At 63.7% G+C, this 23,153-nt stretch carries 19 protein-coding genes and 1 pseudogene; 7 read left to right on the top strand and 13 right to left on the bottom strand.

Translation table 11 applies throughout. From position 1 onward, the window contains the following. Nucleotides 1-289: 289 nt before the first annotated feature. The 3 genes from M1E02_RS05080 to M1E02_RS05070 are packed head-to-tail and all read right to left on the bottom strand — an operon-like array spanning nt 290 to nt 3,498. Nucleotides 290-1,390 (bottom strand): polyprenyl synthetase family protein, encoded by a 1,101-nt coding sequence (locus M1E02_RS05080; RefSeq protein WP_479377064.1) that lies wholly within the window; start codon nt 1,388-1,390, stop codon nt 290-292. Further along, entirely contained in the window at nt 1,387-2,706 is a 1,320-nt protein-coding gene (locus M1E02_RS05075) for a geranylgeranyl reductase family protein (RefSeq protein ID WP_479377063.1), read from the bottom strand. The genes M1E02_RS05080 and M1E02_RS05075 overlap by 4 nt, the downstream gene beginning before the upstream one ends. 6 nt (nt 2,707-2,712) lie before the next feature. After that, nucleotides 2,713-3,498, bottom strand: a complete 786-nt coding sequence (locus tag M1E02_RS05070) for a demethylmenaquinone methyltransferase (protein ID WP_479378069.1) — start codon at nt 3,496-3,498, stop codon at nt 2,713-2,715. A 116-nt stretch (nt 3,499-3,614) separates the two neighbouring features. Here M1E02_RS05070 and M1E02_RS05065 point away from each other — a divergent pair, with 116 nt between their 5' ends. The 4 genes from M1E02_RS05065 to M1E02_RS05050 all read left to right on the top strand — a co-directional run bounded on the left by M1E02_RS05065 (nt 3,615) and on the right by M1E02_RS05050 (nt 7,694). Continuing rightward, complete coding sequence (locus M1E02_RS05065; protein ID WP_479377062.1) at nt 3,615-4,988, top strand: isochorismate synthase; 1,374 nt, start codon at nt 3,615-3,617, stop codon at nt 4,986-4,988. A 182-nt stretch (nt 4,989-5,170) separates the two neighbouring features. Continuing rightward, nucleotides 5,171-5,974, top strand: coding sequence for an ABC transporter substrate-binding protein (locus M1E02_RS05060; RefSeq protein ID WP_479377061.1), 804 nt, complete (start codon nt 5,171-5,173; stop codon nt 5,972-5,974). 119 nt (nt 5,975-6,093) lie between these two features. Continuing rightward, the gene (locus tag M1E02_RS05055) at nt 6,094-6,885 is read left to right on the top strand and encodes an amino acid ABC transporter permease (protein WP_479377060.1); all 792 of its coding nucleotides are present in this window, start codon (nt 6,094-6,096) and stop codon (nt 6,883-6,885) included. Nucleotides 6,886-6,896: 11 nt separating this feature from the next. Beyond that, the gene (locus M1E02_RS05050) at nt 6,897-7,694 is read left to right on the top strand and encodes an amino acid ABC transporter ATP-binding protein (protein WP_479377059.1); all 798 of its coding nucleotides are present in this window, start codon (nt 6,897-6,899) and stop codon (nt 7,692-7,694) included. Between the two features lie 127 nt (nt 7,695-7,821). On the opposite strand, the gene M1E02_RS05045 is transcribed toward M1E02_RS05050, so the two are convergent. The 5 genes and pseudogenes from M1E02_RS05045 to M1E02_RS05025 all read right to left on the bottom strand — a co-directional run bounded on the left by M1E02_RS05045 (nt 7,822) and on the right by M1E02_RS05025 (nt 15,924). Further along, on the bottom strand, nt 7,822-8,802 hold the full coding sequence (locus M1E02_RS05045) for a hypothetical protein (RefSeq protein ID WP_479377058.1): 981 nt from the start codon (nt 8,800-8,802) through the stop codon (nt 7,822-7,824). Nucleotides 8,803-8,958: 156 nt separating this feature from the next. Next, nucleotides 8,959-10,686, bottom strand: coding sequence for a 2-succinyl-5-enolpyruvyl-6-hydroxy-3-cyclohexene-1-carboxylic-acid synthase (menD, locus tag M1E02_RS05040; RefSeq protein WP_479377057.1), 1,728 nt, complete (start codon nt 10,684-10,686; stop codon nt 8,959-8,961). Between the two features lie 155 nt (nt 10,687-10,841). Further along, nucleotides 10,842-12,640 (bottom strand): annotated as a pseudogene (gene argS, locus M1E02_RS05035) (arginine--tRNA ligase). Between the two features lie 174 nt (nt 12,641-12,814). Continuing rightward, nucleotides 12,815-14,911 (bottom strand): PhoX family protein, encoded by a 2,097-nt coding sequence (locus tag M1E02_RS05030; protein WP_479377056.1) that lies wholly within the window; start codon nt 14,909-14,911, stop codon nt 12,815-12,817. A 41-nt stretch (nt 14,912-14,952) separates the two neighbouring features. Further along, nucleotides 14,953-15,924, bottom strand: coding sequence for an o-succinylbenzoate synthase (locus tag M1E02_RS05025; RefSeq protein ID WP_479378068.1), 972 nt, complete (start codon nt 15,922-15,924; stop codon nt 14,953-14,955). A 146-nt stretch (nt 15,925-16,070) separates the two neighbouring features. On the opposite strand from M1E02_RS05025, the gene M1E02_RS05020 reads away from it, so the two are divergent. Beyond that, a complete protein-coding gene (locus M1E02_RS05020; protein WP_479377055.1) occupies nt 16,071-17,066 on the top strand; it encodes a phosphatase PAP2 family protein in 996 nt (331 codons plus the stop codon). 134 nt (nt 17,067-17,200) lie between these two features. On the opposite strand, the gene M1E02_RS05015 is transcribed toward M1E02_RS05020, so the two are convergent. From M1E02_RS05015 to M1E02_RS05005, 3 genes are all read right to left on the bottom strand, one after another. Next, nucleotides 17,201-17,677, bottom strand: coding sequence for a hypothetical protein (locus M1E02_RS05015; protein WP_479377054.1), 477 nt, complete (start codon nt 17,675-17,677; stop codon nt 17,201-17,203). Between the two features lie 228 nt (nt 17,678-17,905). Next, on the bottom strand, nt 17,906-19,120 hold the full coding sequence (locus tag M1E02_RS05010) for an MFS transporter (RefSeq protein WP_479377053.1): 1,215 nt from the start codon (nt 19,118-19,120) through the stop codon (nt 17,906-17,908). A gap of 10 nt (nt 19,121-19,130) precedes the next feature. After that, nucleotides 19,131-19,694, bottom strand: coding sequence for a DUF2243 domain-containing protein (locus M1E02_RS05005; protein ID WP_479377052.1), 564 nt, complete (start codon nt 19,692-19,694; stop codon nt 19,131-19,133). Nucleotides 19,695-19,847: 153 nt separating this feature from the next. On the opposite strand from M1E02_RS05005, the gene M1E02_RS05000 reads away from it, so the two are divergent. Together M1E02_RS05000 and M1E02_RS04995 are read left to right on the top strand one after the other, a co-directional pair. Beyond that, a complete protein-coding gene (locus M1E02_RS05000; protein WP_479377051.1) occupies nt 19,848-20,648 on the top strand; it encodes an alpha/beta fold hydrolase in 801 nt (266 codons plus the stop codon). Continuing rightward, nucleotides 20,645-21,328 carry an esterase/lipase family protein gene (locus M1E02_RS04995; protein WP_479377050.1) on the top strand — a complete coding sequence of 228 codons (684 nt, stop codon included), beginning with the start codon at nt 20,645-20,647 and terminating at the stop codon, nt 21,326-21,328. Before M1E02_RS05000 ends, M1E02_RS04995 begins: the two co-directional genes overlap by 4 nt. A gap of 19 nt (nt 21,329-21,347) precedes the next feature. On the opposite strand, the gene M1E02_RS04990 is transcribed toward M1E02_RS04995, so the two are convergent. Then, nucleotides 21,348-22,463, bottom strand: coding sequence for an ice-binding family protein (locus tag M1E02_RS04990; protein WP_479377049.1), 1,116 nt, complete (start codon nt 22,461-22,463; stop codon nt 21,348-21,350). 217 nt (nt 22,464-22,680) lie between these two features. After that, nucleotides 22,681-23,133, bottom strand: a complete 453-nt coding sequence (locus M1E02_RS04985; RefSeq protein WP_479377048.1) for an SRPBCC family protein — start codon at nt 23,131-23,133, stop codon at nt 22,681-22,683. Nucleotides 23,134-23,153: the final 20 nt, after the last annotated feature.

The following is a 23,153-nucleotide window of genomic DNA, read 5'->3' as shown; positions in this document are numbered from 1 at the left end:
CATTTACATCTTGGTTAGCCAACATGACATATCTGTCATAGACTCATTCACGGATCCACTAATTGCCTCCGGTGGATCTGATGCGAACGGAGAAATGGCCCCGGTTCAGCGCAACGGATGACGAACGTTGCGCAAGGGACCGGGGCTGTTCCGTTAAATGCGTGGCATCACAATCCGAAGCATCCACAAAAATCCGCAGGCACAATCACGGGCAGCCAAAAGCACGGCTGGCACAAAGCTCCGGCGCACAAAGCCCGGAAAAGGCCAAGAGAACCAAGAGCCAAACAGGCTAGCTGCTGCGGTCCACCACAGCCAAAGCGAAGTTGCTCAGCGACGTCTTGACCACACCTTCAGGCAACGGAGCGAGCGCGGCAATTGCCTCATCAGCCCAACGGCGCGCCACGATCCAGGATTCAGCCGTGACGGGGTGTTCGCGGAGGCCCGCAACTGCCTCAGCCAGGGCGGAATCGGAGGACAGGTCGCCGTCGATCAGGTCAAGGAGCTCCACCGCCGACTGGTCACCAGCCGAAGCAGCTTCACGCAGCAGCAAAACAGGCAGAGTAGGCACGCCTTCGCGCAGATCGGTACCGGGGGACTTCCCGGACTTCACCTTGATGCCGGTGACATCGATGACGTCGTCCGCGAGCTGGAAAGCCACACCAACTTTTTCGCCGTATTCCACGAGCACGTCTTCGTAGGCGTCATCGGCACCGGCGAAGATGGCACCGAGCTGGCCGGACGCGGCTACCAGGGAACCAGTCTTGTCCGAGATGACCGAGAGGTAGTGCTCAATGGGGTCCTCGTCCGGACGCGGACCCACGGTCTCGTGAAGCTGGCCCAGGCAAAGCCGCTCGAAGGTCCGTGCCTGGATTCCCAGCGCGCGGGAGCCCAGCTCCGAAACCAGAATTGAAGCACGGGCAAAGATGAGGTCGCCGGTGAGGACAGCCACCGAGTTACCCCAGACCTCATGGGCCGTGGGAGCTCCGCGGCGGAAGGGCGCTGAGTCCATGACGTCGTCGTGGTACAGCGTAGCGAGGTGGGTCAGCTCCACTACGACGGCGGCCTGAACCACCGCGGGCAGTGAAGCGTCACCTAGATGGGCGCAGAGCAGCGTGAGCAGGGGCCGGATCCGCTTGCCACCGGCTTCCACCAGGTGACGCGACGTTGCGTCGGCGAGGGGATCGGAATTGGCGATGGCCTCGCGGAGCTTCTTTTCTACCCGTGCCAGGTTTGTGGTGATCGCCGGGCCCAATTCAGGGTCCTCGGCGATGGCCGCGAAGCCGGCGGGCAGCTGGAGGCCCGTGGCAATGGCGGTGGTATTTAGATCGGGTTCAGAGCCCGGCAGGCCGTGTCCGGCATGCGTCCAGCTTTGGTCTGCAGAGTTGGTCACGGGTTAACCCTAACTTTTTGTTGCGGAAACCGCTGTTTGGTGGCTAAGGGAGCGCTTGAGGTGTTGGAGGTTGCCGGGACCAGCGCTTCAAGCACGCGGATCACCTTGTCCTCAAACCCTTTGGCGGCCGGATCGGTGAGGTTGGCCAGCAGGCGTACGACGAACCGCATCAGCACGGGGATAGGCATACCGGTCCGCAGTGCGAGCTTCATAATGGCCGGTTTGCCGATCAGCGCGGCAAAAGCCCTGCCCAGTGTGAAGTGCGATCCCCACTGGCCGCGAACATAGTCCGCGTACCCCGCAAGGTGGGTGTCGGCGTCGTGCGCTGAACCGGCGGAAATGATGAACTCGGCGGCGAAGCGGGCCGACTCCATCGCGTAGGAGATGCCCTCACCGTTGAACGGGGACACCATCCCGCCCGCGTCGCCCAGCAGCAGGAGTCCCGGCGAGTAGTGCGGCGTGCGGTTGAAGCCCATGGGCAGCGCTGCGCCGCGGATCTCCCCCACCTGGTTTTCCGGCGTGAAGCCCCACTCGGCAGGCATACCGGCGGTCCACTCGCGGAGCACCTGCTTGTAGTCCAGCTTGCCGAATTCCTTGGATGAGTTCAGGATTCCGAGGCCTACATTGGATGTGCCATCGCCGACGCCGAACACCCAGCCGTAACCGGGCAGCAGTTTGCCGTCACGGCCGGGAAGCTCAAGCCAGCCTTCCATCCAGTCGTCGTTGGTGCGGGGCGAGGTGAAGTAGGTGCGGACGGCGACACCAAGGGGGCGATCATCGCGTTTCTGGATCCCGAGGGACACGGCGGTGCGGGTTGAGTTGCCGTCAGCGGCCAGTACGACGTCGGCAGTAAAGTCACGCGACTCCCCCGTCTTCCGCCCGGACTCGTCCAGGATCGCGGCGCGGGCGCCGATGACACGGCCGTCTTCGGCGCGAAGCGTTTCGGTGACGCTGTGACGCTCAAGGACGACGGCGCCGGCAGCCTGGGCATGACGGGCCAGTTCTTCGTCGAAACCGAGGCGGGTGCGGATCAGTCCGTACTGCGGAAAATCAGAAACTTCAGGCCAGGGCAGCTCGATACTGCGTCCGCCGGCGAGGAGCCGCAACCCCTTGTTCCGGCGCCAGCCGTCCTCTTCCAGGTGCGGCAGGCCGAGTTTCTGGATCTCCCTGACAGCCCGGGGAGTCAGGCCGTCGCCGCAAACCTTTTCGCGCGGGAAGCTGGTTTTCTCCAGCACTGTGACCTCGATGCCGGCCTGGGCAAGGTAATACGCGGCGGTGGATCCGGCAGGGCCTGCGCCTACTATCAGTACTTTCACAGAGAGCTAGCGCGTGCTGCGCGAAATGTTGCGTCGCAGTTTGGCAACCGGGCCGGTGTGGGCAGCGATGGCGGCAGCACCGCCGTCGGGCGTTGGTTCAAGCGGTTTGTGGGCACGGTGCACTGCCACGATTCCACCGCTGAGGTTGCGGTAGGTGACCGTTTCCCAGCCAGCCTCTTGGAGCCAGGCGGCGAGGTGGTCCTGGTCCGGCCAGGCGCGGATGGATTCTGCCAGGTACACGTAGGCGTCCGGGTTGGAGGACACCTTGACGGCGATGGCCGGGAGCGCCCGCATGAGGTACTCGGTGTACATGGTGCGCCACAGCGGAACCACTGGCTGTGAGAACTCGGCAATGACCAGCTTGCCGCCGGGCTTGGTGACGCGCAGCATCTCGGCCAGCGCCTTCTTGGGCTCGTTGACGTTGCGCAGGCCGAAGGAAATGGTGGAAGCGTCGAAGGAGTTATCCGCGAAAGGGAGGCGGGTGGCATCACCGGCAATGAAGTCGATATCCGGGCGGCGGCGCTTGCCTACCTTGAGCATCCCGAGGGAGAAATCGCACGCCACAACGTCAATGCCGGCGTCGGCGTAGGGCTCGCTTGATGTTCCGGTTCCGGCAGCCAGGTCCAGCACCCGCTGGCCCGGGGTGGCATCAATGGCCTCCACCACCACTTTGCGCCAACGGCGGGTCTGCCCCATCGAGAGGACATCATTGACGACGTCGTATTTGGGGGCGACGTCGTCAAACATCGTGGCTACTTCGTCCGGACGCTTATCCAAGGATGCTCGGTTCACCATGCCATTGTCTCAAATGTTAGGCAGGCCCACGAACCACGCGCGGGTGCGGCGTAAGATGGCGATACCCTAAAGTACCCAAGGACCCCAGTACTTTCCAGTACTCTTGACCCATCATGACGAGCACGTTCCGTACTTTAACAGTCCCCCTCGATGCAGGATCAGCGCAACGGGGGCTGCCGTCATTTCTGACGCGGGACGACGTCCTCTGCTGGACCCGGCGCGAAGCAGGTCTCGTGGGTTTCGGGGAGCTCACCCGCTTCAGCGCAACCGGCCCGGACCGCTTCTTGGAGGCCGACATCTGGTGGCGCCATCTGGTGCTTGAGGCCGACGTCACGGACCTCGTTGAGTGCCCCGGCACAGGCCCGGTAGCCTTCGGCTCATTCGCCTTCTCCAAGCTGTCCACGCACCGTTCCAGGTTGATTGTGCCCGAGATTGTGGTGGGCGTCCGGGACGGCAGGGCTTGGCTCACGCAGTTAACGTTCGACGACGTCGAGCTCACCGAAGCGGGCGCCCTCGCCGCGCTGAAGGGGTGGCTTGAAGGGTCTGAGGAAGCGCGGGACGAGGCTTCTGGCGGGGAGGCGCTTGTTGGTGGGGTGCCCGTTGGTGGGGTGCCCGCAGTGCCGGGTGCCGCCGTCGTGCCCCAAACAAAACTCGAAACCGGATCCCTCAGCGAGCACGATTGGATGGCCGCAGTGGCCGCGGGAGTGGCTGAAGTACGGACCGGCAAGCTCGAAAAATTGGTGCTGGCCCGGGACATCGTGGCTACCCTGCCCGAAGGTGTCAACGCCGCTGAGATCCTTCGACAACTGGCCATCAGGTACCGCGAATGCTGGACCTACGGGGTGGACGGCCTGGTTGGATCCACACCGGAAATGCTCATCCAGGTGGAGGGCCGCACTGCACAGGCCCGTGTTCTGGCAGGGACGCTGGACCGGCGCGATGCCGATGGCATGGAAGGCTCGCCCCTGGCGTTTGCTGAGCGGGTGCTGGCCGGTTCGGAGAAGCAGCGGCATGAGCACGAGATCGCCATCCAGTCGTTGACCAAGCAGCTGGCACCTTTCTCGGAAGCCATGAACGCCCACAGCGAACCCTTTATCCTCGAGTTGCCCAATGTGTGGCACTTGGCCTCAGACGTGAAGGCCGAGCTCACTGAGGTGGAGGGCCACGTGCCCACGTGCCTTGCCCTCATCAATGCGCTCCACCCCACCGCAGCTGTCTGCGGAACCCCAACCCTCGTGGCAGGAGCCCTGATCCGGAAGCTCGAGCACATGGACCGCGGACCCTACGCGGGACCCGTGGGCTGGCTCGACGCTGCAGGGAACGGCGAGTGGGGCATCGCCCTTCGTGGTGCTGTGATCGAAGCTCCGGATACGGTCCGCCTCTACGCGGGTTGCGGGATCGTTGAAGGTTCCCAACCGGAGGCGGAGCTTGCGGAAACGTGGGCCAAATTCCGCCCGATGCTGGAGTCCCTGGGCATCAGCAGCTGACTGCGGCTTCTGCCCTGCAGTCCGGTATCCAAGACGAGTATCCCGAAAAGAGTCTTGTTTTTTGGGGTCCAATAGTTATCCAATAGTGAAACAAAGTTTCCTGTGACGCACATCTCTCTTGCAGCAGATACACTATTAGCCGTCTCAGAACACATCCCCCGCAACAAAAGGTAAGAAAAACTATGCAGCCGAAGTCCCCTGCCACGGCAAAACTCGCCGTCAAGGCAGCCTCAGTCCTCGCCATCGGAGCACTCACCCTCACTGCCTGCGGTGGCAACAGCGGCGCCACCCCGGCCGCAAAGGACGGAATCCAGCTCATCGAGTCGGGCAAACTGACCGTCTGCTCGGATGTCCCCTACGAGCCTTTCGAGTTCCAGAAGGACGGCAAGATTGTCGGCTTCGACATGGACATCGCTGCCGAGGTCGCCAAGGACCTCAACGCTGAACTCAGTGTGGTGGACAGCTCCTTCGAGGCCATCGAGACCGGCACCGCTCTGAGCCAGTGCGACGTCTCCATCTCCTCGATTTCCATCACCGATACCCGCAAGTCGGTCATGGACTTCTCCACGCCGTACATGGACGACGACCTCTCGCTGGTCGCCTCCCAGGACTCCGGCGTCAAGAACCTCGATGACGCCAAGGGCAAGAAGGTGGGTGTCCAGCAGGCCACCACCGGCGCCGATTACGCCAAGGAAAAGGGCATCGATGCCCAGCAGTTCGAAGACACCGGACTCCTGGTCCAGGCTCTCCAGGCCGGCACCATCGACGCGGCCTTGGGAAACCAGTCCGTTCTGGGCTTCGCCATCAAGGACGACTCCAAGCTCAAGTCCGTTGAGGACTACTCCACGGGCGAGCAGCTGGGTATTTCCATCAAGAAGGGCAACACCGCCATGGCCGAGAAGGTCAACGCAACCCTGAAGCGCCTGACGGATGACGGCAGCCTGAAGAAGTTCCAGACCACCTGGTTCGGCGACGCCGCCAAGTAGCCGGCACCTCAGCCCCTGAGACCTAAGCAGCTGAGGCCCCGTACCGTCCTGAAAGCAGTCCTAAGACCAAGGGCGGCACGGGGTCCTCAAGACTGCGCAAAAATGAATGTGAGTACATCATGGCAATGACCGCAACTCAACGAGCCAGAGTCAGCCTGAACGTCCAAGCAGGGATCTTTATTGTGGTCGTGGCCGCACTGATCCTGGCCACGGACTGGGAGACCATCGGCGCCAGTGTCTTCAACTTTGGCAAGATCGGCCCGATGTTCCCGGACATCTTCCTGGCCGGCCTGAAGAACACCCTTGTTTACACTTTTCTCGGCTTCATCGTGGGCCTCTCCGGCGGCCTGCTCCTGGCCCTCATGAAACTCTCCAGCTTCCCGCTCTACCGTTGGATCGCCACAGGCTACATCGAGTTCTTCCGCGGCATCCCTGCGCTGCTGGTCTTCATTGCCTTCGGCTACGGCGTTCCCATGGCATTCGGGGTGGTGTGGCACGTGAACATTGTGGTCATGGTGTCCCTCGGAATGGTGGCTTCGGCCTACATTGCCGAAACGCTGAGGGCCGGCCTGCAGGCTGTTCCCAAGGGGCAGCTCGAAGCCGCCCGGTCCCTCGGTATGCCGCAGTGGCGGGCAATGGTCACCATCGTCATTCCGCAGGCGTTCAAGATCGTGCTGCCGCCGCTGACCAACGAAGTCATTCTGCTCACCAAGGACTCCTCACTGATTTACGTCCTGGGCCTCACCGCTTCGCAGTATGAACTGACCAAGTTCGGCCGCGATGGTATCTCAAGCCTGGGTGCAGGGCTGACCCCGCTCCTGGTTGCCGGCGCACTCTACCTGGTGATCACCATCCCGCTGAGCCTGTTGGCCCGGAAGTTCGAAAGCCGCTCCGCGCGGACGAAGCGATAGGCAGGACAGTCATGAACGACGTCGTAAATTCCTCACCGAAAGCCGGGCACGTACAGGCAGCCGGTGTTTCCCTCACGGGTCTCCGCAAGTCCTACGGCTCCAACGAAGTACTCAAGGGCATCAACCTGGACGTGGCGCCGGGTGAAGTGGTGTGCCTGATCGGACCCTCCGGATCCGGTAAATCCACCCTGCTGCGCTGCGTGAACCTCCTCGAGCAGCCCAACGAGGGCACGGTCCATGTGGGCGGCTTCGAGGCCACCCACCCCGACGTGGACATTGACCGGATGCGGCGCAAAGTGGGGATGGTGTTCCAGCAGTTCAACCTGTTCCCGCACCTGAACGCGCTGCAGAACTGCACCGTAGCGCAGACCAAAGTGCTCAAGCGCTCCCAGGCCGAGGCCGACAAAGTGGCGCAGGCCAACCTGGACCGCGTGGGTCTGGGGCACTTGGCAGACCGGTACCCGGACCAGCTTTCCGGCGGCCAGCAGCAGCGCGTGGCGATTGCCCGGGCGCTGAGCATGGATCCGGAGCTGATGCTGTTCGACGAGCCCACCTCCGCTTTGGACCCCGAGACCGTGGGCGACGTCCTGTCCGTCATGCGCAACCTCGCCAAGGAGGGCATGACCATGCTGGTGGTGACGCACGAGATGGGCTTCGCCCGCGAAGTGGCGGACCGGGTGGTGTTCATGGACGGCGGCGTTGTGGTGGAGGAGGGCTCGGCCGAACAGGTCATCAGCGCCCCCACCCAGGACCGCACCAAGGAGTTCCTGCGCCGGGTCCTCGATCCGACGCACATCGATCTCTCCTAGCCTTCCCTCCGCTTCTGATCACCGCTGCGATTTCGGACAGCCGCTACTTGGATCCAGGTAGCGGCTGTCCTATTTCGCGGCGTCCGTCCAGAAACGGTGCGGAATTCGGCGCGGGAGGCCCTAGCGTTCACGGTCGTCGCGACGGTGGCACCACCCTCGGGACTCCTGCTGACGCCAGAAAAGCAGAAAATCTGTGGGAATCGGCAAGTTCCGCCCAGGTCCAGCGGATGACCCGGCGGCCTGTAGCGCGGATCCTGTCCTCTCGGCGTTTCTCGTCAATGACGGTTTCGGAGGGAGTCCGCCCGCTCAGATACTCTGCCTTCCGGTATTTGACCAGGCCATCGAACTCACCAACGAGTCCCGCCCCTGGCCATTCGAAGTCACAATATGCCACGAAGCCGGTGGCGTCCCGCACCACTGTTTGAAGCAGCGGCACCTGAAAACCCAGCTGATGCATGAAGGCGCGGCTGAGAGATTCCCCCGGAGAGCCTGAGGCCGGATCGGCAAAGGCGAGGGCTGCCCTGATCCGGCGGACAGCAGCCCCACTGTATACAGCTGACCCGTTGGAACCTTGGCTGCTGGGCTCCAATGCCTTCTCAAGTTCGTCCCTGCTTAGGGCCGCCAATGGGCGCGTTTTGTCTGGCTTCAATATGTGGTCGAGAACTACCATGGCCTGCCCAAACGATTCGTAAGCCGCAAGATCCAAGGACGTTCGGATGCGATCAGTGACCAGTAATCCGGAAACCTCCTCGCTCCGCAGGTCCGCCCTCTGCACATAATGCCGCCGGACACCTGCCCTCGAACGTCCGCCGGCGCCGTCGAACGTACAGGCATGCACGAGCGTCTGGCAACCAAGCAGCGGAATGCCCCAAATTGCAGCTGACGACTGACGGCAGAACACTGTGTTGCTTTGCAAGGTAGCTGCCGCCGCATGAATCAGGAGCGGATACCTCTCCCAGCTTTTGAGCACATCCCATTCGACGGCGCGGACATAAACGCCTTGCCTGATCCTGCGCAGCTCACCAGCTTTCGCCTGTCGCGCCAGGCTCCGAACATCGTGGCCCAGCAGCGAATAGCGGCTGGCTAAGATCAGCTGAGAAGGCTCCATCCCCCGATGCTGGCTACAAACTGGTCGCTGTGTAACCAGCTGTCCTCGCGATGTGGATAACTGCCCGGTGCCTGGGCGCGACCAATTTGGACAACCGCGCCCCAGACCAAGGCAGCGGATGTCCGATAGCGCAGCGGTTTTTCAGCAAACCCCCGGCTAGGGGGCGAGCACACCCGCCACGGCAGCAGCCACCGCGGCCTTGATCCGCGCGTGTAGGGCGCGGAGCCCTGCGCGGTCCGTGCGCACCTCGATGACCTGGCGCCGTCCGTCCGGCCGCGAAGATAGAGCCTCGGCGAGTCCCGCCGTCGTCGTTACCGAGCAGTGTTCGACGCCGTACGCTGCCGCAAGCGCGGAGATGTCCACTGTGTGCGGGGTGCCGAAGAGGCGCTCGACGACGTCTCCGTACTGTCCGGCCGCCCGGACAGAGCCGTGCTCAAGGAGGTCGAAGATGGCTCCGCCGCCGTCGTTCAGCACCACGATCCGCAACAGCGGGTCAGGTTCGCCAAAACCAAGGAGGAGGCCGCCGGCGTCGTGCAGGAAGGTGACATCCCCAACGAGAAGAGTCGTTTCCTGCCGCCCTCCCCACGCAATGCCAGTGGCCGTGGAGATTGTCCCGTCGATTCCGGCCAGGCCTCTGTTTGCGAAAACGGTGGCCAGCGGCTCCGGGCCCGGTTGGCCAGCGAGGTCGACGTCACGGATGCCGTTAGAGGAGCCAAGCACCAACTGTCCGCGGGAGTGCTTCCAAACCAAGGCACCAACAGACGGGCCGGTCGCAGCATCTGAGGACGAAAGGATGTCGTCCAAAGCGTGCTGGGCCGAAGCCCCCGAAAGCAGCCACGCGTCCAGCCACACGGACGAGCCACGTCCCGAGAATTCCGCCAGGTCCGTGAGGTTGTCGATGGGTGTTTCGCGCCGGCGCCCTGACTCATACCAGGCCACAGCCACCGGTTGATAAAGCGCGCTGGGAACGTCCCGTCGGGCCAGCAATGAGGCAACAGGCCGGGACAGCGTGGGCCTGCCAAAGACCACGACACGCTCGAGGGGTAGCGGGGAGTCCGGTCCGAAGTGTTCGAGCAGCAAGCGGTAAGGTCCCACTGCGTTTGGCCCGAACCGGGAGTTGGAGGAAGGCTCGGCGAGCAGGGGCAGCCCGTGGGCGCGCGCGAAGGCTTCGGCGACGGGACCGGCGTCGTGCCCCGCAAGGACCACGGTTCTGCGTTCCGGAAGCTCTGTGGGTGCGGGCGGAAGGACCAGGGCTTCCGGAGTTCGTCCAAAGGAGTAGTGGCGGCGGTCCGGGCTAACGGGCAGACCCTCCCCCTCTGCGGGCACCAGCGGGTCCCGGAAGGCGAGGTTGAGCTGAACGGGACCGGGGGCGACGTCGTCGAACGCCCCGGTGGCCGCGCTCAGGGCAGTTTCCACGGCGCGCTGGGGATTTTCACCCGCGGGGACGTCGGCAGCGAAACGCACATGCTCTCCGAAAAGGTCCAGCTGGATGGTGGTCTGGTTGGCTCCGGTCCCCCGCAGTTCCGCTGGCCTGTCAGCGGAAATGACCACCAGCGGGACTGCGGCGTGGTTCGCCTCCATCACGGAAGGGAGCAGATTTCCGACGGCGGTTCCGGACGTCGTCAGCACCGCGGCGGGCGCCCCGGTGGAGAGGGCGAGCCCAAGGGCTGTGAAGCCTGCACTTCGCTCGTCGATCCGGACCAGCAGTTCAACCAGACCGGCCGCATCCGCTTCGGCCAGGGCATAGGCCATTGGAGCCGAGCGCGAACCTGGCGCCACCACAATGTAGCGCACCCCACCCTCTACCAGCGACGCAACAGCAATCCGGGCCGCCGCGAGCGAGGTCAGGATGTTCCGGGCCGGCCCGGTGTTCTCAGAAGTCACCGAACCAGTCTGCCACCCTTCAAACCCTCCCTCACCTTTCGCCCCTTTTCAGGCAACCCTCCCTCACCTTTCGCACGTCCGGCTGCAGGAGGTGAGGGAGCGTCTAAGGAATTTCTGCGAAAGCTGAGGGAGGGTCCCAGTCAGGCAAAGGCCGGCTACATGTTCTCCGGCGTCTCGATGCCCAGCAGATCCAACCCGTCAATGAGCCTGTGGAGGACAAGTCCGCACAGGGCCAGCCGGGATTCACGAACAGACTCCCCAGCCTTCAAAACCGGACACTGATCGTAGAAGGTGGTGAACAGCTGGGCCAGCTCAAACAGATACGCGCAAAGCCGGTGCGGTTCCAGCAATTCGCCTACCTTGCGGAGGGTGCTCCCGTATTCAAGAAGATGCAGCGCAAGCGCCCGCTCCGCCGGTTCGACGACGGCGATGCCCGCGACGGGGATCCCCGCACCGGCTGCTCCCGCACCCAAAGAACCCCCACCTAGGGAACCCGCACCCCCGACCCCGCCGTCGAGCGCCCCGGCCTTCCGCAGGATCGAGCGGATTCTGGCTGCCGCATATTGAACGTAAGGGCCGGTGTTCCCGTTGAGGGCGAGCATCCGGTCAAAGTCGAAGACGTACTCGGTATCGTGCCCCACGGAGAGGTCTGCATACTTCACGGCGCCGATTCCTACCTTCCGGGCCGTCAGCTCGCGTTCTTCAGGCGTCAGATCCGGACGGCTGAGGTCAACAACAGCGCGAGCCCTGTCCACAGCTTCATCCAGCAACGCCATGAGCTTCACGGGGGCACCGGAGCGTGTCCGCAGAATCTTTCCGTCCTCCCCCAGGACGTTTCCGATCTGCACATGTAAAGCCTCGACAGTTTCCGGCAGCCAGCCAGCCTCACGAGCCGTCGCCATCACCATTCGCAAATGCACGTTCTGCGGGGCACCCACGACGTAAAGCACCCGGTCGGCCTGAAGCTCCCGCACACGGTAGCGGATGGTGGCGAGGTCGGTGGTTCCGTAACCGTAACCGCCGTCGGACTTGCGGATGATGAGCGGCAACGGCTCGCCGTCCCGTCCCCTGAAGCCTGCCGGGAAAGTGCAGAGTGCGCCGTCACTGACCCTGGCAATTCCGAGGTCCTCAAGCTCCTGGCACAGCCGCGCTAAATCAGCATCATAGGAGCTTTCGCCGGCAATATGGTCGTCAGTCAGGCTCACGCCGAGCTTGGCGTAGATGGCGTTGAAGTACAGTTTCGACTGAGCCACCAGCCGCTTCCACACCTCAAACGTCTCCTGGTCACCGCTCTGAAGCGCCACCACCCGCCGTCGCGCCCTTGCGGCAAAACCGTCCTCATCATTGGCAGAAGCATCGAACTTTGCCCGGGCCGCCTGGTAGAACGCGCTGGGGTCATCCACCAGCAGCGCGGCCTCCTGCGATCCCTCGCCAACCTCCAGCCAGTGCTCAATGAGCATGCCGAACGGCGTCCCCCAGTCGCCGATGTGGTTCTGCCGGATCACCGTGTGCCCAAGAGCCTCAAGAACGCGAACCAGGCTGTCGCCCACCACGGTGGTTCGCAGGTGTCCAACGTGCATTTCTTTGGCGACGTTTGGGGAGGAGTAGTCGACGACGACGCGCTGCCGTACCGTCGGCGGCTCGCCGTTGGGCTGACTCGTCTTGTTGAGGAGTTCCTCTATCCAGTGCCATCGAAAGTGAGGTTGATAAAGCCGGGACCCGAGATTTCCGCCGACGTGCAGATGCCGTTCACCTCCAGAGCCTCTACGATCCGCGCTGCAACCTCCCGAGGCTGAAGTCCCACTTTCTTGGCCAAGGCCATGGCTGCGTTGATCTGGATGTCAGCGAATTGCGAGGGCCTGATCACCGGATCTATCTGGCTGAAATCTTCACCGAAGGCTTGGGCAATGGCGGTCTGGACTCTGGGGACTAGCAGGTCGGCTGGGCTGTTCACCCTGTCAAAATATCAGTCGGCGCCAAAAGCAGCGCTCCCTCACCTTTCGCCCCTAAACCCAAAACCCTCCCTCACCTTTCGCCATGTGTGCGGCGGAAGGTGAGGGAGGGTTTCCAAAAAACCGGCGAAACGTGAGGGAGGATCCCCAAAAAACCGGCGAAAGGTGAGGGAGGGTCAGTCCTCGGTGCGGAAAACCTGGATCACGGACGGACGGGGAGCCGCGGCCTGGCCAGGCGCAGGAGTGGCCCCGGCAGCGACGTAGTCCGGGAACAGCGACCGGGGCGCGTCAAAGGTGCCGTCTTCGCCCGGGTGCTGAACCGAGACAAACACGTTGCGCTCGGCATCGTGAATGATGGGGCCGCAGGTCTCGGCGTCCTGCGGTACGGCCAAGAACTGCTCCACCCGGCCACGCTCGGCTCCTTCCAGGGTGACCTTGAACAGACCGTCAGCCTTACCGATACCCGAGGGGGCGCCGTCGGTGGAGATCCAGAGGTTTCCGACCGAGTCGAACGCCAGGTTGTCCGGGCAGGAAATCGGGGAGACCTTATCCGCGGGGAAGCCACTGAAGTACGTGACGTCGCCCTGGGCCGGGTCGCCGCAGACCATCAGCAGGTTCCAGTTGAAGTTGGTGGCAGTCTGGTCGCCGCTCTCGGTGATCTCCACAATGTGGCCGTCACGGTTCAGGTTGCGCGGGTTGACCTCGGTGGCGCCTTCCTTGCCGGCCTTGCCGCGGTCGGAGTTGTTGGTGCACGCGACGTATACCTTGCCCGTGAACGGGTTGGGCTCCACGTCTTCGCACCGGTCCATCTTGGTGGGGCCAACCTTGTCCGCGGCGAGGCGGGTGTACACCAGGACTTCGGCCACGGTCATCCCCGCAACCGCTGATGCGCCGTCAACCACCAGCGGCAGCCACTGCCCGGTCCCGTCAAACTCCCCGTCAGCAGGAACGGTGCCGGAACCGTCGATTTCGGCCAGCGGCGAGTTGCCCGTGAACTTGGCGACGTACAGGTTGCCCGCGGAGAGCAGCGTCATGTTGTGGGCGCGGTCGCCTTCAATGTACTTGTCGCGGGAGACGAACTTGTACAGGTAGTCGAAGCGCTCGTCGTCCCCGGAATAAGCCACCACATGCCCGGAGTCGGCCACGATCACGTTGGCGCCCTCGTGCTTGAAGCGACCCAGCGAGGAGTGCTTCTTGGGGGTGGACGTCGGGTCGAACGGATCCACCTCCACGATCCAGCCGAAGCGGTTGGACTCGTTGGCGTACCCGGCGTTGCGGGTATCGAAGCGAGGATCGTCCAGCTCCCAGCCCCTGGCAGTGGACGACGACGTCAGGCCGTACCGCTTGTCAGAGGCGGAAGTGCCTGCCGCAGCGAAGTAGCCGTTGAAGTTCTCTTCCCCGGAGAGAATGGTGCCCCAGGGCGTGGTGCCGCCGGCGCAGTTGCCCAGCGTGCCCTTGATGGCCTTACCGGACGGGTCGGCAACGGTCTTGACGAACTCCGAACCGGCGGCCGGGCCGGTGAGTTCATAGACAGTCTCGTTCAGGTAGCGGCGGTTGAGCTTGGCGCCCTGAACGTAGGTCCACGGTTTGCGGGCGTTCTTGCGTTCGAGCTCCACCACGGACAGGCCGTGGGCGGCTTGACCAACGGCCCGCACCTGGTCGGCAGGCATGCTGGGCGGGAACATGATGGCGTCGTTGGTGTACTCGTGGTTCGCGAAGAGTACAGCCCGGCGGCCCTTGCTGCCGGGAATTTCCAGGATGTCCGTGTAGTCGTTGTTGTAGCCGAACTGGCGCTTCTGGGCTGCAGCCGTCTGGTTCGACACGTCAAAAGCGGGTGCGTCGCTGAAGAGCGGATCGCCCCAGCGGATGACCGGCTTCCATGTGAAACCTTCGGGGACGGTGACGGCATCAACGGCGGCGTCAACGGGAGCAATGGCGGTGAACTGGAGCCGGGAATGAAGGCCCTTTTTGGCTGCGGGCGCGAGGCCCGGACCGCCGTCGGCTACTGCGGTTTCTGCCGAACTCAAGGAGCCACCAAGCGCGACGGCGAGGGCACCGGCGGCGCCGAACCCAAGGGCGGCGCGGCGGGACATGGTGGCGGAGGCGATGTCCCGGAAGTAGGAGTTGGAGCTGGTGTTGCAGACTTCACCGGAACAGGCGTTATCGCATTTCAGGGCGCAGGTGACGGGGCTGCGCTTTCCTTTGGTGTGGCCGAGCATGGGAAGAAACGGGAATTTGCGCCGGGCAGTATCCGGGGTGGAGATTTCAGGCATGGGGACCTTCCAGGGGGTGAGATGCGGTCCCCCCCACCCTGTCAGCGTGGTGCGAAGCCTGGAGGACCACCGGGTGAAGCTTCGGTGAACTGAAGGTGGCCGTAAACCCGCCGCAGCCTCTCCATCCACCAGGCCACACGATCGGGCGGCGCAGCGAACTCAGCCAGCAGTCCGGGATCGGCAACTACCTCACGGAGCCGGATGGCGCCGTCGTCGGGCACCAGGGAATCATGCATGACGTCGCCGGCGAGCAGCGACACCGTACCCAGGCCGCAGGCATAGGGCAGGTCCGGGAGCGCTGCGGCGAGCGCCAGCCCGGCCCTGATGCCCACCGACGTATCCAAAGCGGAACTTACGACGGCGGGAAGTCCTGCCTGCCCCACGATTTCCAGGGCACGCCGCACTCCAGCGAGCGGCGCCACTTTCACAACAATCAGGTCGGCGGCTCCGGCCCGGGCAACTTTCAGCGGGTCCTCTTCCTTGCGCACGCTCTCGTCAGCTGCGATCAGTACAGGGGTTCCGGCTGCTCGAAGACGGCGGCGGACTTCCGCTAGGCCGGCGATGTCCGGAACCGGCTGCTCCGCGTACTCAAGCCTGACGTCGGCGAGCCGGGTGAGCGCGTGAACGGCCTCATCCACATCCCAGCCGCCGTTTGCATCCACGCGGATGGCTGCGTCGGGGAGGGCTGCGCGGACGGCGTTGACCCGTTCGACGTCGTCTGTCAGTGGCTGCCCGCGCTCTGCCACCTTGATCTTGACGGCGTCCACACGGCCGAAGCGCGCCAGCACCTCAGATACCTGGCTGGCATGGACTGCCGGCACGGTGGCGTTGACCGGAATGCTGTCCCGAAGCGGCTCGGGGAAACCGTACCAGCCGGCCTCAATGGCTGCGGCAAGCCAGCGCGAGGCTTCGACGTCGGCGTATTCGGGAAAGGGACCAAACTCACCCCAGCCAGTGGGACCCCGGAGTAGGAGAGCCTCCCGGTGCAGGATCCCGCGGAACTTCACGCGCATGGGCAGGCTGACGACGCGCGCGCCGTCGCGGACTTCCTCCCAGGGCGGGAGTCCGCGGTAATTCGGGAGGGAGGCGGCTGGGGACTCGGGCACAGCGCCACTCTACCTTCAGGCAGTTTGCAGGGTTTTGTGGCAATCTGGAAAGGATGACACACAGCGGCCAGCCCTTTAGCACTCAAGCGTCCTCAGGCGCTGAGCCTGAGGCTGCCGGACCCGACGAAGCAGCCACACGGCGCCACCCCGGGGGCAGCAACACAGACAGCAGCTACAGCCGAGGCGGTTTCGCTTCCGGATTCCTTTTCCTGCTGGCCACACTGGCCTGCGCCGCCGGCGTTGCCGGGACCTACTACTTCTTTGTCCGCACCACCACGGGCCAGTATATCGACGAGTCCGCCTTGGTTGAGGCGGTGGCCATCCACGGACCTGCAGGTAAGGCGGCTACGCAGTTACTGGACTGGCTTCCTACCCTCTCCCTGGTAATGGCCGTCATTGTGGTCATTTTCGTGTGCGTTATCCGACGGCGGTGGGTGGCCGCCGGTATCACCGTGACAGCGTGCGTGGCCGCCAACCTTGCCACGCAGGTCATCAAGGAGATGGTTCCCGTCAGGCCCTTCCGCGGTGTGACCACCCTTGACCTGAATTCACTCCCGTCCGGGCACACCACCCTGGCAGCATCAGCAGCGGCCGCGGTTTTCATCATGGCCTCCCCGCGCTGGCGTCCGCTGGCGGCATTCCTGGGCGGCAGCTTCGCCGTCGCGAGCGGCGTTTCCACTCTGATTAACCAGTGGCACCGCCCCGCGGACGTGGTTGCGGCGTTCCTGGTGGTGGGGGTCTTTATGTTTCCGGCGGGCTGGCTGGTGATTCGGACCGGGCCGGCGTGGAACGTGTGGGACGGCTACGGACGGCACCTGGGATCCTTGCGGCTGTGGGTGGTCCTCCCAGTGCTGACGTGTCTGGCATCTGCGGGAGTGGCCGCCTACTCCCTGCTGATGATCGGGCCGGGAGCGGAACAGGCAGGAAGCACCGTCAGCTACTTTTGGGCTGGCGTGTCTCTCATTGTGATCGCCGGGTATCTGGCCACCCTCGCTGGAGTTTGGCTTTTCGGGTATGCAGTACGACGGCGGCACGCGCCTCGGCGGTAGGCCCGCCTCTCGCTTCGTTCAGAGCCACGCCTCGCCAGCACCCAAACGCCCAACTGAGTAGCAGTAGATGTCATTCTGAGCGCTCAGAATGTCACCTACTGGTACTCAGTTGGGTCAGTGCTGGACCAGTCAGGTTACGTGGCGGGGCAGATCGCGTTCGGGTTCGTCGGAGCAAACATTCCGTCCGGGTTATGCATCCAGACCCACGTATGCAGAGCCCAGGAACCAGGGAACGGGCCCGCATCAAACTCGACGCCGCCCACTGAGGGAGCCGTCGGCGCAAAGCCGAGGTACTCCATGGCTACCAGCTTGTATTTCCCTTGAGAGTTAGCCATGTACACCAGCAGCTCTGGCGCCAACGGATCGATGACGCCGTCGATCCGCTCCTGCTGCCCAAGGTGAATCCCCATACCCGGGATGCAGGGCGTCACCTGGACGTAACCGTCAGCAAAGGCTGCGTCAATGTTGTGATACTGGGCTGTTGCCTGACGCAGTCCCGCGGCGAGTTGCCTCGTTTCGGCGGTTCCTGCGGCGTCACTGGCTGCGGTTGCAATACCAGGGGTGAGTCCGGCCGCCAGGAGGGCAACGACTGCCCCCAGCACTAGGGTCATTTTCCTTCTCAACATTCTCTACTCCGATTTCTGCACACAAAGAATCGACTGTTCCAATGTTCGGGAACAGGACGCAGATGAGTAGTTGAGTCCCCAGTAAACTCGGCCAACCCGCGGCCGGTTCCACCATTAGCCGTCACCCGGAATTACCGGACGACGGCTCTCAATACCCAGAGAGTACGCCTCCTGGCCGTCCGGGAACAGACCCAAACCGGGCAGCCCGGCGCGCTAGTAGTTCCGGCGGTGCCTGAGCCGGGGAATGGTCACTGCGAAGACGGTGGCCGCGGCGAAACCCAGCAGCCCGGTTGCCCGCACTCCCACACCCAACGACGTAAGCGCAGTGACGGCTGAGAGCAGCACAGGCCCTCCCGTGGAACCGGCATCGGCGATGAAGCGCCACAGGCCAAGGAACTGCCCGCGGCCGTGCTCAGGCGAGAAGTCCGCTCCCAGGGTCATGTTGAGGCCCGAGCTGATGCCGTTGCCGAATCCCACCAGCATGCCGACGAGCATGAGCCCCACGAATCCGGACGTCAGCGGAATGAGCATCAGGGCAACTCCCATGATGACCGTGGCAGGAAGCGCCACCCAGAGCCTGCCTTTGCGGTCCATCAGTTTGCCTGCCGGATAGAACACCAGCATGTCCACTGCGCCGGACAACCCGTAGATCAGCGAGGCCTGGGTGGCATCCATCCCCAGGTGGTCGGCCCAAAGCGGGATCACCACCTGGCGGGAGGCTCGCAGGGCGTTGAGCAGCAGGATCCCGAAGCCAACAGTGAGGAACACGCCTGCATGGGAGGCGCCAACGCTGCGGAGGGTTGGCTCCGGTCCGATCTGCGAACCAGCTGTGTCCGGCGGTGCCAGTTCCTGGATGGTCAGGGCAATGACGGCAGCAGCCAACATGGCGGCCACCCCTACCCAGTAGGCGCCGCTGATTCCGGCTAACTGCATCACACCCGCGCCGATAAAAGGCCCCAGGAAGATCCCGATCCTGCTGACTCCCCCAAGCGTGGACAAGGCCCGCGCCCTGAACCTAACCGGCACAGCTTCCGTAAGGTACTTCTGCCGGGCCAGGCTGAAAACGCTTGAGGCCATCCCGACGACGACCATCGACGCTGCGAGCAGCCAGACTCCATCGGGGACCAGCAGGGAGAGCCCTGCGGCGGTCAGTGCCAGCGCTCCCGCTGCGCCGGCGCCCACGATGGACCATTTCTCGCCGAACTTCAGGGTAATCAGGGAGGCCGGCAGGTTGGAGAACCAGGATCCGAGGCCGATCAGCGTGACGATAAGCGCGGCTGCAGCTACAGAGGCGCCGAGGTCCCGGGCGGTTAAGGCCACCACCGGGAGTACGGCCCCCTCCCCCAGACTGAACAGCAGGCTGGGACCGAAAGCGGGAACGGCAATACCCCGGAGGCTAAAGGGAGGGGCTGCGCGCTGGGTGGTCATCCCTTTTATCCTAGGTGTCCTGCCGCGCCGCCCCGGCAACACGTCCAGCAGACCCCACGGCACCGGAACGTTGGAGCAGCCAGCCTGCCACTACCAGGATGGCGCCGAAGAGCAGGAACAGGAGGTCGGCGGCCGTTTGCCAGGGGCCGCTGGTCACATGGTGTATGGCCAGGACATGGTGATTCACGATGCCCTCCATCAGGTTGAATGCTCCCCATCCCACCAGGACCCAGCCCCAGAGGACCTTTGAAGCCCAGACCCTCTCCCGGGCTTTTGCCACCCGGGAATACAGCATGGCCAGGCCCACCACCACGGCCAGCCAGGTGAACGAGTGGAAGAGGCCGTCCCACAGCGTATTCATTTCCAGGCCCTCCACGGTATCCACGGGATGGGCTCCAACGGGGATATTGGCGGTGTCCGCGCTGCTCAGCATGTGGTGCCATTGCAGGATCTGATGCAGCACGATGCCATCCACAAACCCGCCAAGGCCGATCCCCAAGAGGATCCCCGGCAGCCGGATCGCCGATGCTCCGCCGCTCCGCACGGAACCTTCCGAAGCCAACTCATCAGACATCCCTAGCCCCGCTCCCGCCTCACAACAGCCATTTAGACAGTAAGCTTACTATCCATGAAGTCCATCAATGAAGACGCCCACACCCTGCGCTCGGCACCTGGTCCTGTTCCAGGGCCAGGAAAATTCCGGCCGGCGCGGCGATATCCTCAAGCCATGGACCGTTCCGCACAACCTGACGTCACCGACGTCGAGTACGGGGACCTTCGCGGGCGCATCTACGCGTCCAAAAACAACGGCGGAAATCGCGACGGCGGGCCCACCTTCCTGCTGGTGCACGGCATCGGCGTCTCCCACCGTTACCTTGCCAGGTTGCACGCCGCTCTGGCCTTGTCCGCGGACACCTACTCAATCGATCTCCCCGGCTTCGGCTCCATGCCCAAGCCCAAACGCCAACTCAGTGTTGAGGACTACGCCTCCTTTATCCGGGCGGCAATCGCAGACCTTGACATCACGGAAAACTGCGTCGTGATCGGCCACTCCATGGGCACACAGTTCGGGGTGGAGGCGGCCATCAAGGATCCGGAGCTGTTCTCCCACGTGGTGCTGATGGGGCCAGTAGTCGATCCGAAGCGGAGGCACGTACTCAAGCAGGCCTGGGATCTTATGCGCGACGGCATTGGCTCCGAGTCCTGGAGCTCCAACTGGATCGTCTTCTCGGACTACTTCCGGTGCGGGCCGCGCTGGTATCTGAAGGAGCTGCCCGTGATGATGGACTACCCCATGGAAGAGCGGGTAGCGCACGTCAAGGCCCCGGTGCTGGTGATCAGGGGTGAACGGGACCCCGTGGCCAAGGGGGACTGGGCCCGCAGGCTTGCAAGGCGGGCGGGCGGCCAGCTTGCCGAGTTCCCCGGAAGCGGGCACGTGGTGCAGCACCTGGCCACGGAAAAGGTTGCCGAGGTAATCAGGACGTTCGCAGGCCTTCCCGCGGTGGCGTCCAAGGAGGGCCCGAGGTGAGTGGTACCGCCCGGCGGAGCGTACAGAAAGCAGTGTGGTGGACGGAGGATTACGCCTATGCCACCGGCCGGCAGCTCCGCAGCTTCTTCGACCGCACGCAGCCGAACGACTTCCTCAGCGGTACCGGACGTCCCGTCGTCGTGATTCCCGGTGTGTACGAAAACTGGCAGTTCATGCTGCCCCTGATCACTGCCCTGCATCAGGCTGGGCACCCCGTGCACGTGGTGACGGTGCTGCAGCGTAACCGGCTCGCCATACCGGCAGCAGCCACGCTGGTGGCCAAGCATCTGGCCGCGCAGGACTTGATGAACGCCGCCATCGTGGCGCACAGCAAGGGCGGCCTGATCGGTAAATACCTCATGATGACGCACGACGGCGAGCGGCGGGTGGAGCGCATGGTGGCGGTCTGTTCGCCGTTCTCGGGATCCCGGTACGCCCGTTTCATGCTTGCGCCGAGCCTGCGGGCCTTCTCCCCGCGGAACGCGCTGACCCTGCAGTTGGCCCGGGAAGAACGCATTAACCACCGCATTACGTCAGTGTTCGGCCCGTTCGATCCCCACATTCCGGAGGGCAGCATCCTCCCCGGTGCGCGGAACATCAAGCTGGACGTCCCCGGGCACTTCCGGATCCTGGGGCACCAGGACACCGTCCGCACCATTCTGGAAGAGATTCCGCTGTAGACGTGGGTCCAGTGCACCGTTAGTGGCGGCGCCGAACCTTCGTGGCAGCCAAAGCCGCTATGCCAAGGGTCAGAAGGGCCAGAGCGCCCAATACGATCGGCGTTGCTTCCATTCCGGTCCGAACCAGGCTTGCCCCTCCCATGCCCCCGCCCAGGCCTCCGCCCAGTCCCCCGGCTACGGTTGCGCTGGCTGAAACTGACTCCGTTGCTGTCTCGCTGGTGGTCGGAGCATCCGTCGTGGGCGCACCCGTTGTCGGAGCATCCGTCGTGGGCGCACCCGTTGTCGGAGCATCCGTCGTGGGCGCACCCGTTGTCGGGTCATCAGTAGTCGGGACACCCGTCGTCGGGTCATCAGTGGTGGGGACATCAGTGGTCGGGACGGCTGCACACCCGGCAGAGGCGAAGGTGTTGTTGTCCAAGGTGACCGCGCCATTGCGCGCCAAGGCCCTGCCCTCGACGGTTGTCCCGGTGGTGACGGTTATCGAAGTCAAGGCAAGGATGGAACCCGTGAAGGTAGAGTTCGTGCCCAAAGTGGCGGAACTACCGACCTGCCAGAATACGTTGCAGGCCTGCGCGCCCCCTATGAGGCTGACGTTGCTGGCGCTTGCGGTTATAAGGGTTGATGCTGCCTGGAAGATAAAGACCGAGCTGGGATCCCCCTGCCCGTCGAGCGTTAGCGTGCCGCTGAGTGCCAGTGGCCCTGTCGAGTTATAGACGCCGGGGCTGAGAGTCTGGCCGACAAGATCCCCGGCAACGTCACCGGTTGGAGCGCGCCCCGCAGCGTCGTTGTAGGCAATAACCAGGTCCGATTGGGCCTGTGCCGCCTCAGCGTTGCCGGCATTGATGGATCCGCCCACAATTCCTGGCGGAAAGCCCGTGATGGCTGTACCGGGGCTTACGCCAAGGTCTGCGTTCAAGTTGCTTGGACCGGTATTGCTAACGGCTTGTCCACCGAGAACGGAGTAGCTGCCGGCGGTACCAAGACCAACCGGCGCTGGTTCTGCTGCGAAAGCGGCCGGCAGCCCCATCAGAGTAGCCGACAGGGCCAGAACAGCCCCACCGGCGGTGATGGCGGCGATGGTGGTCCTGGCGGGTGCGTCGGAGAATTTGGCGTCCCCCGTGCGTGCGTTGCTCATTGGGCTGCCTTTCAGCAAGGGAAAAGCAGCCATAAGCGAGATCCACCCCTGACGACCCAGAGTGAACGTTCTCGATCAGGTCACAATCGGAAAGTGAATGGACAGGCTGCGCTTGACCAAAGCTGGAGACGAGCTGCGCACCCTGTGCTCAGAGTAGACCCACAATGCACAGAAAAGCAGTAAGCATCGTTACTTTATTTGTGACGGCGTTTTCTGCTCAGCCCGCCGGGTGGTCGGCGAGAAGTTCGGCCAGCGATTCCAGGTTCGCGCGGATGGTTCTGCCCTGGGCGCGTTCGATGAGCGGATCGGCCAGTTTGCCGAAAACCCCGCCGAGGCCGGATTCGGCGTCAACGCGGTAGGTCAGCTTGGTCCCGCCGTCTGCCGGTTCCAAAATGAGGGCCACCTGGAACTTCATGGGGCCCTCTACGGCGGTGTTGACCACACGATTGGGCGGATTGAATTCGGTGGCTTCAGTTGTCCAGTGGAAGCGACGGCCCATGATCTTGCTGGTTCCGCGTGCACGGGTCCCGAGGCGTGGCGGGCCATCGCTGACCTGCTCGGCGTCGACCACTGAACTGTCCCACACCGGGAGATTCGTGGGGTCGGCGATGAAGTCGAAAACTACGTCCGGCTCCCGATGAAGCACCACACTTTCTTCTATGACAGGCATGACTGTCCCTTCAGTATCTT

This window comes from Arthrobacter sp. Z5-13 (assembly GCF_056499105.1).
This window is presented reverse-complemented; position numbering and strand designations above follow the sequence as displayed.

Coding starts and splice junctions, on each gene's coding strand:
- M1E02_RS05025 (WP_479378068.1), bottom strand. CDS start 15,924: ATGCGCGTGAAGTTCCGCGGGATCCTGCACCGGGAGGCTCTCCTACTC.
- M1E02_RS04985 (WP_479377048.1), bottom strand. CDS start 23,133: ATGCCTGTCATAGAAGAAAGTGTGGTGCTTCATCGGGAGCCGGACGTA.
- M1E02_RS05005 (WP_479377052.1), bottom strand. CDS start 19,694: ATGTCTGATGAGTTGGCTTCGGAAGGTTCCGTGCGGAGCGGCGGAGCA.
- M1E02_RS05015 (WP_479377054.1), bottom strand. CDS start 17,677: ATGACCCTAGTGCTGGGGGCAGTCGTTGCCCTCCTGGCGGCCGGACTC.
- M1E02_RS05020 (WP_479377055.1), top strand. CDS start 16,071: ATGACACACAGCGGCCAGCCCTTTAGCACTCAAGCGTCCTCAGGCGCT.
- M1E02_RS05050 (WP_479377059.1), top strand. CDS start 6,897: ATGAACGACGTCGTAAATTCCTCACCGAAAGCCGGGCACGTACAGGCA.
- M1E02_RS04990 (WP_479377049.1), bottom strand. CDS start 22,463: ATGAGCAACGCACGCACGGGGGACGCCAAATTCTCCGACGCACCCGCC.
- M1E02_RS05065 (WP_479377062.1), top strand. CDS start 3,615: ATGACGAGCACGTTCCGTACTTTAACAGTCCCCCTCGATGCAGGATCA.
- M1E02_RS05030 (WP_479377056.1), bottom strand. CDS start 14,911: ATGCCTGAAATCTCCACCCCGGATACTGCCCGGCGCAAATTCCCGTTT.
- M1E02_RS05010 (WP_479377053.1), bottom strand. CDS start 19,120: ATGACCACCCAGCGCGCAGCCCCTCCCTTTAGCCTCCGGGGTATTGCC.
- M1E02_RS05060 (WP_479377061.1), top strand. CDS start 5,171: ATGCAGCCGAAGTCCCCTGCCACGGCAAAACTCGCCGTCAAGGCAGCC.
- M1E02_RS05045 (WP_479377058.1), bottom strand. CDS start 8,802: ATGGAGCCTTCTCAGCTGATCTTAGCCAGCCGCTATTCGCTGCTGGGC.
- M1E02_RS05000 (WP_479377051.1), top strand. CDS start 19,848: ATGGACCGTTCCGCACAACCTGACGTCACCGACGTCGAGTACGGGGAC.
- M1E02_RS05055 (WP_479377060.1), top strand. CDS start 6,094: ATGGCAATGACCGCAACTCAACGAGCCAGAGTCAGCCTGAACGTCCAA.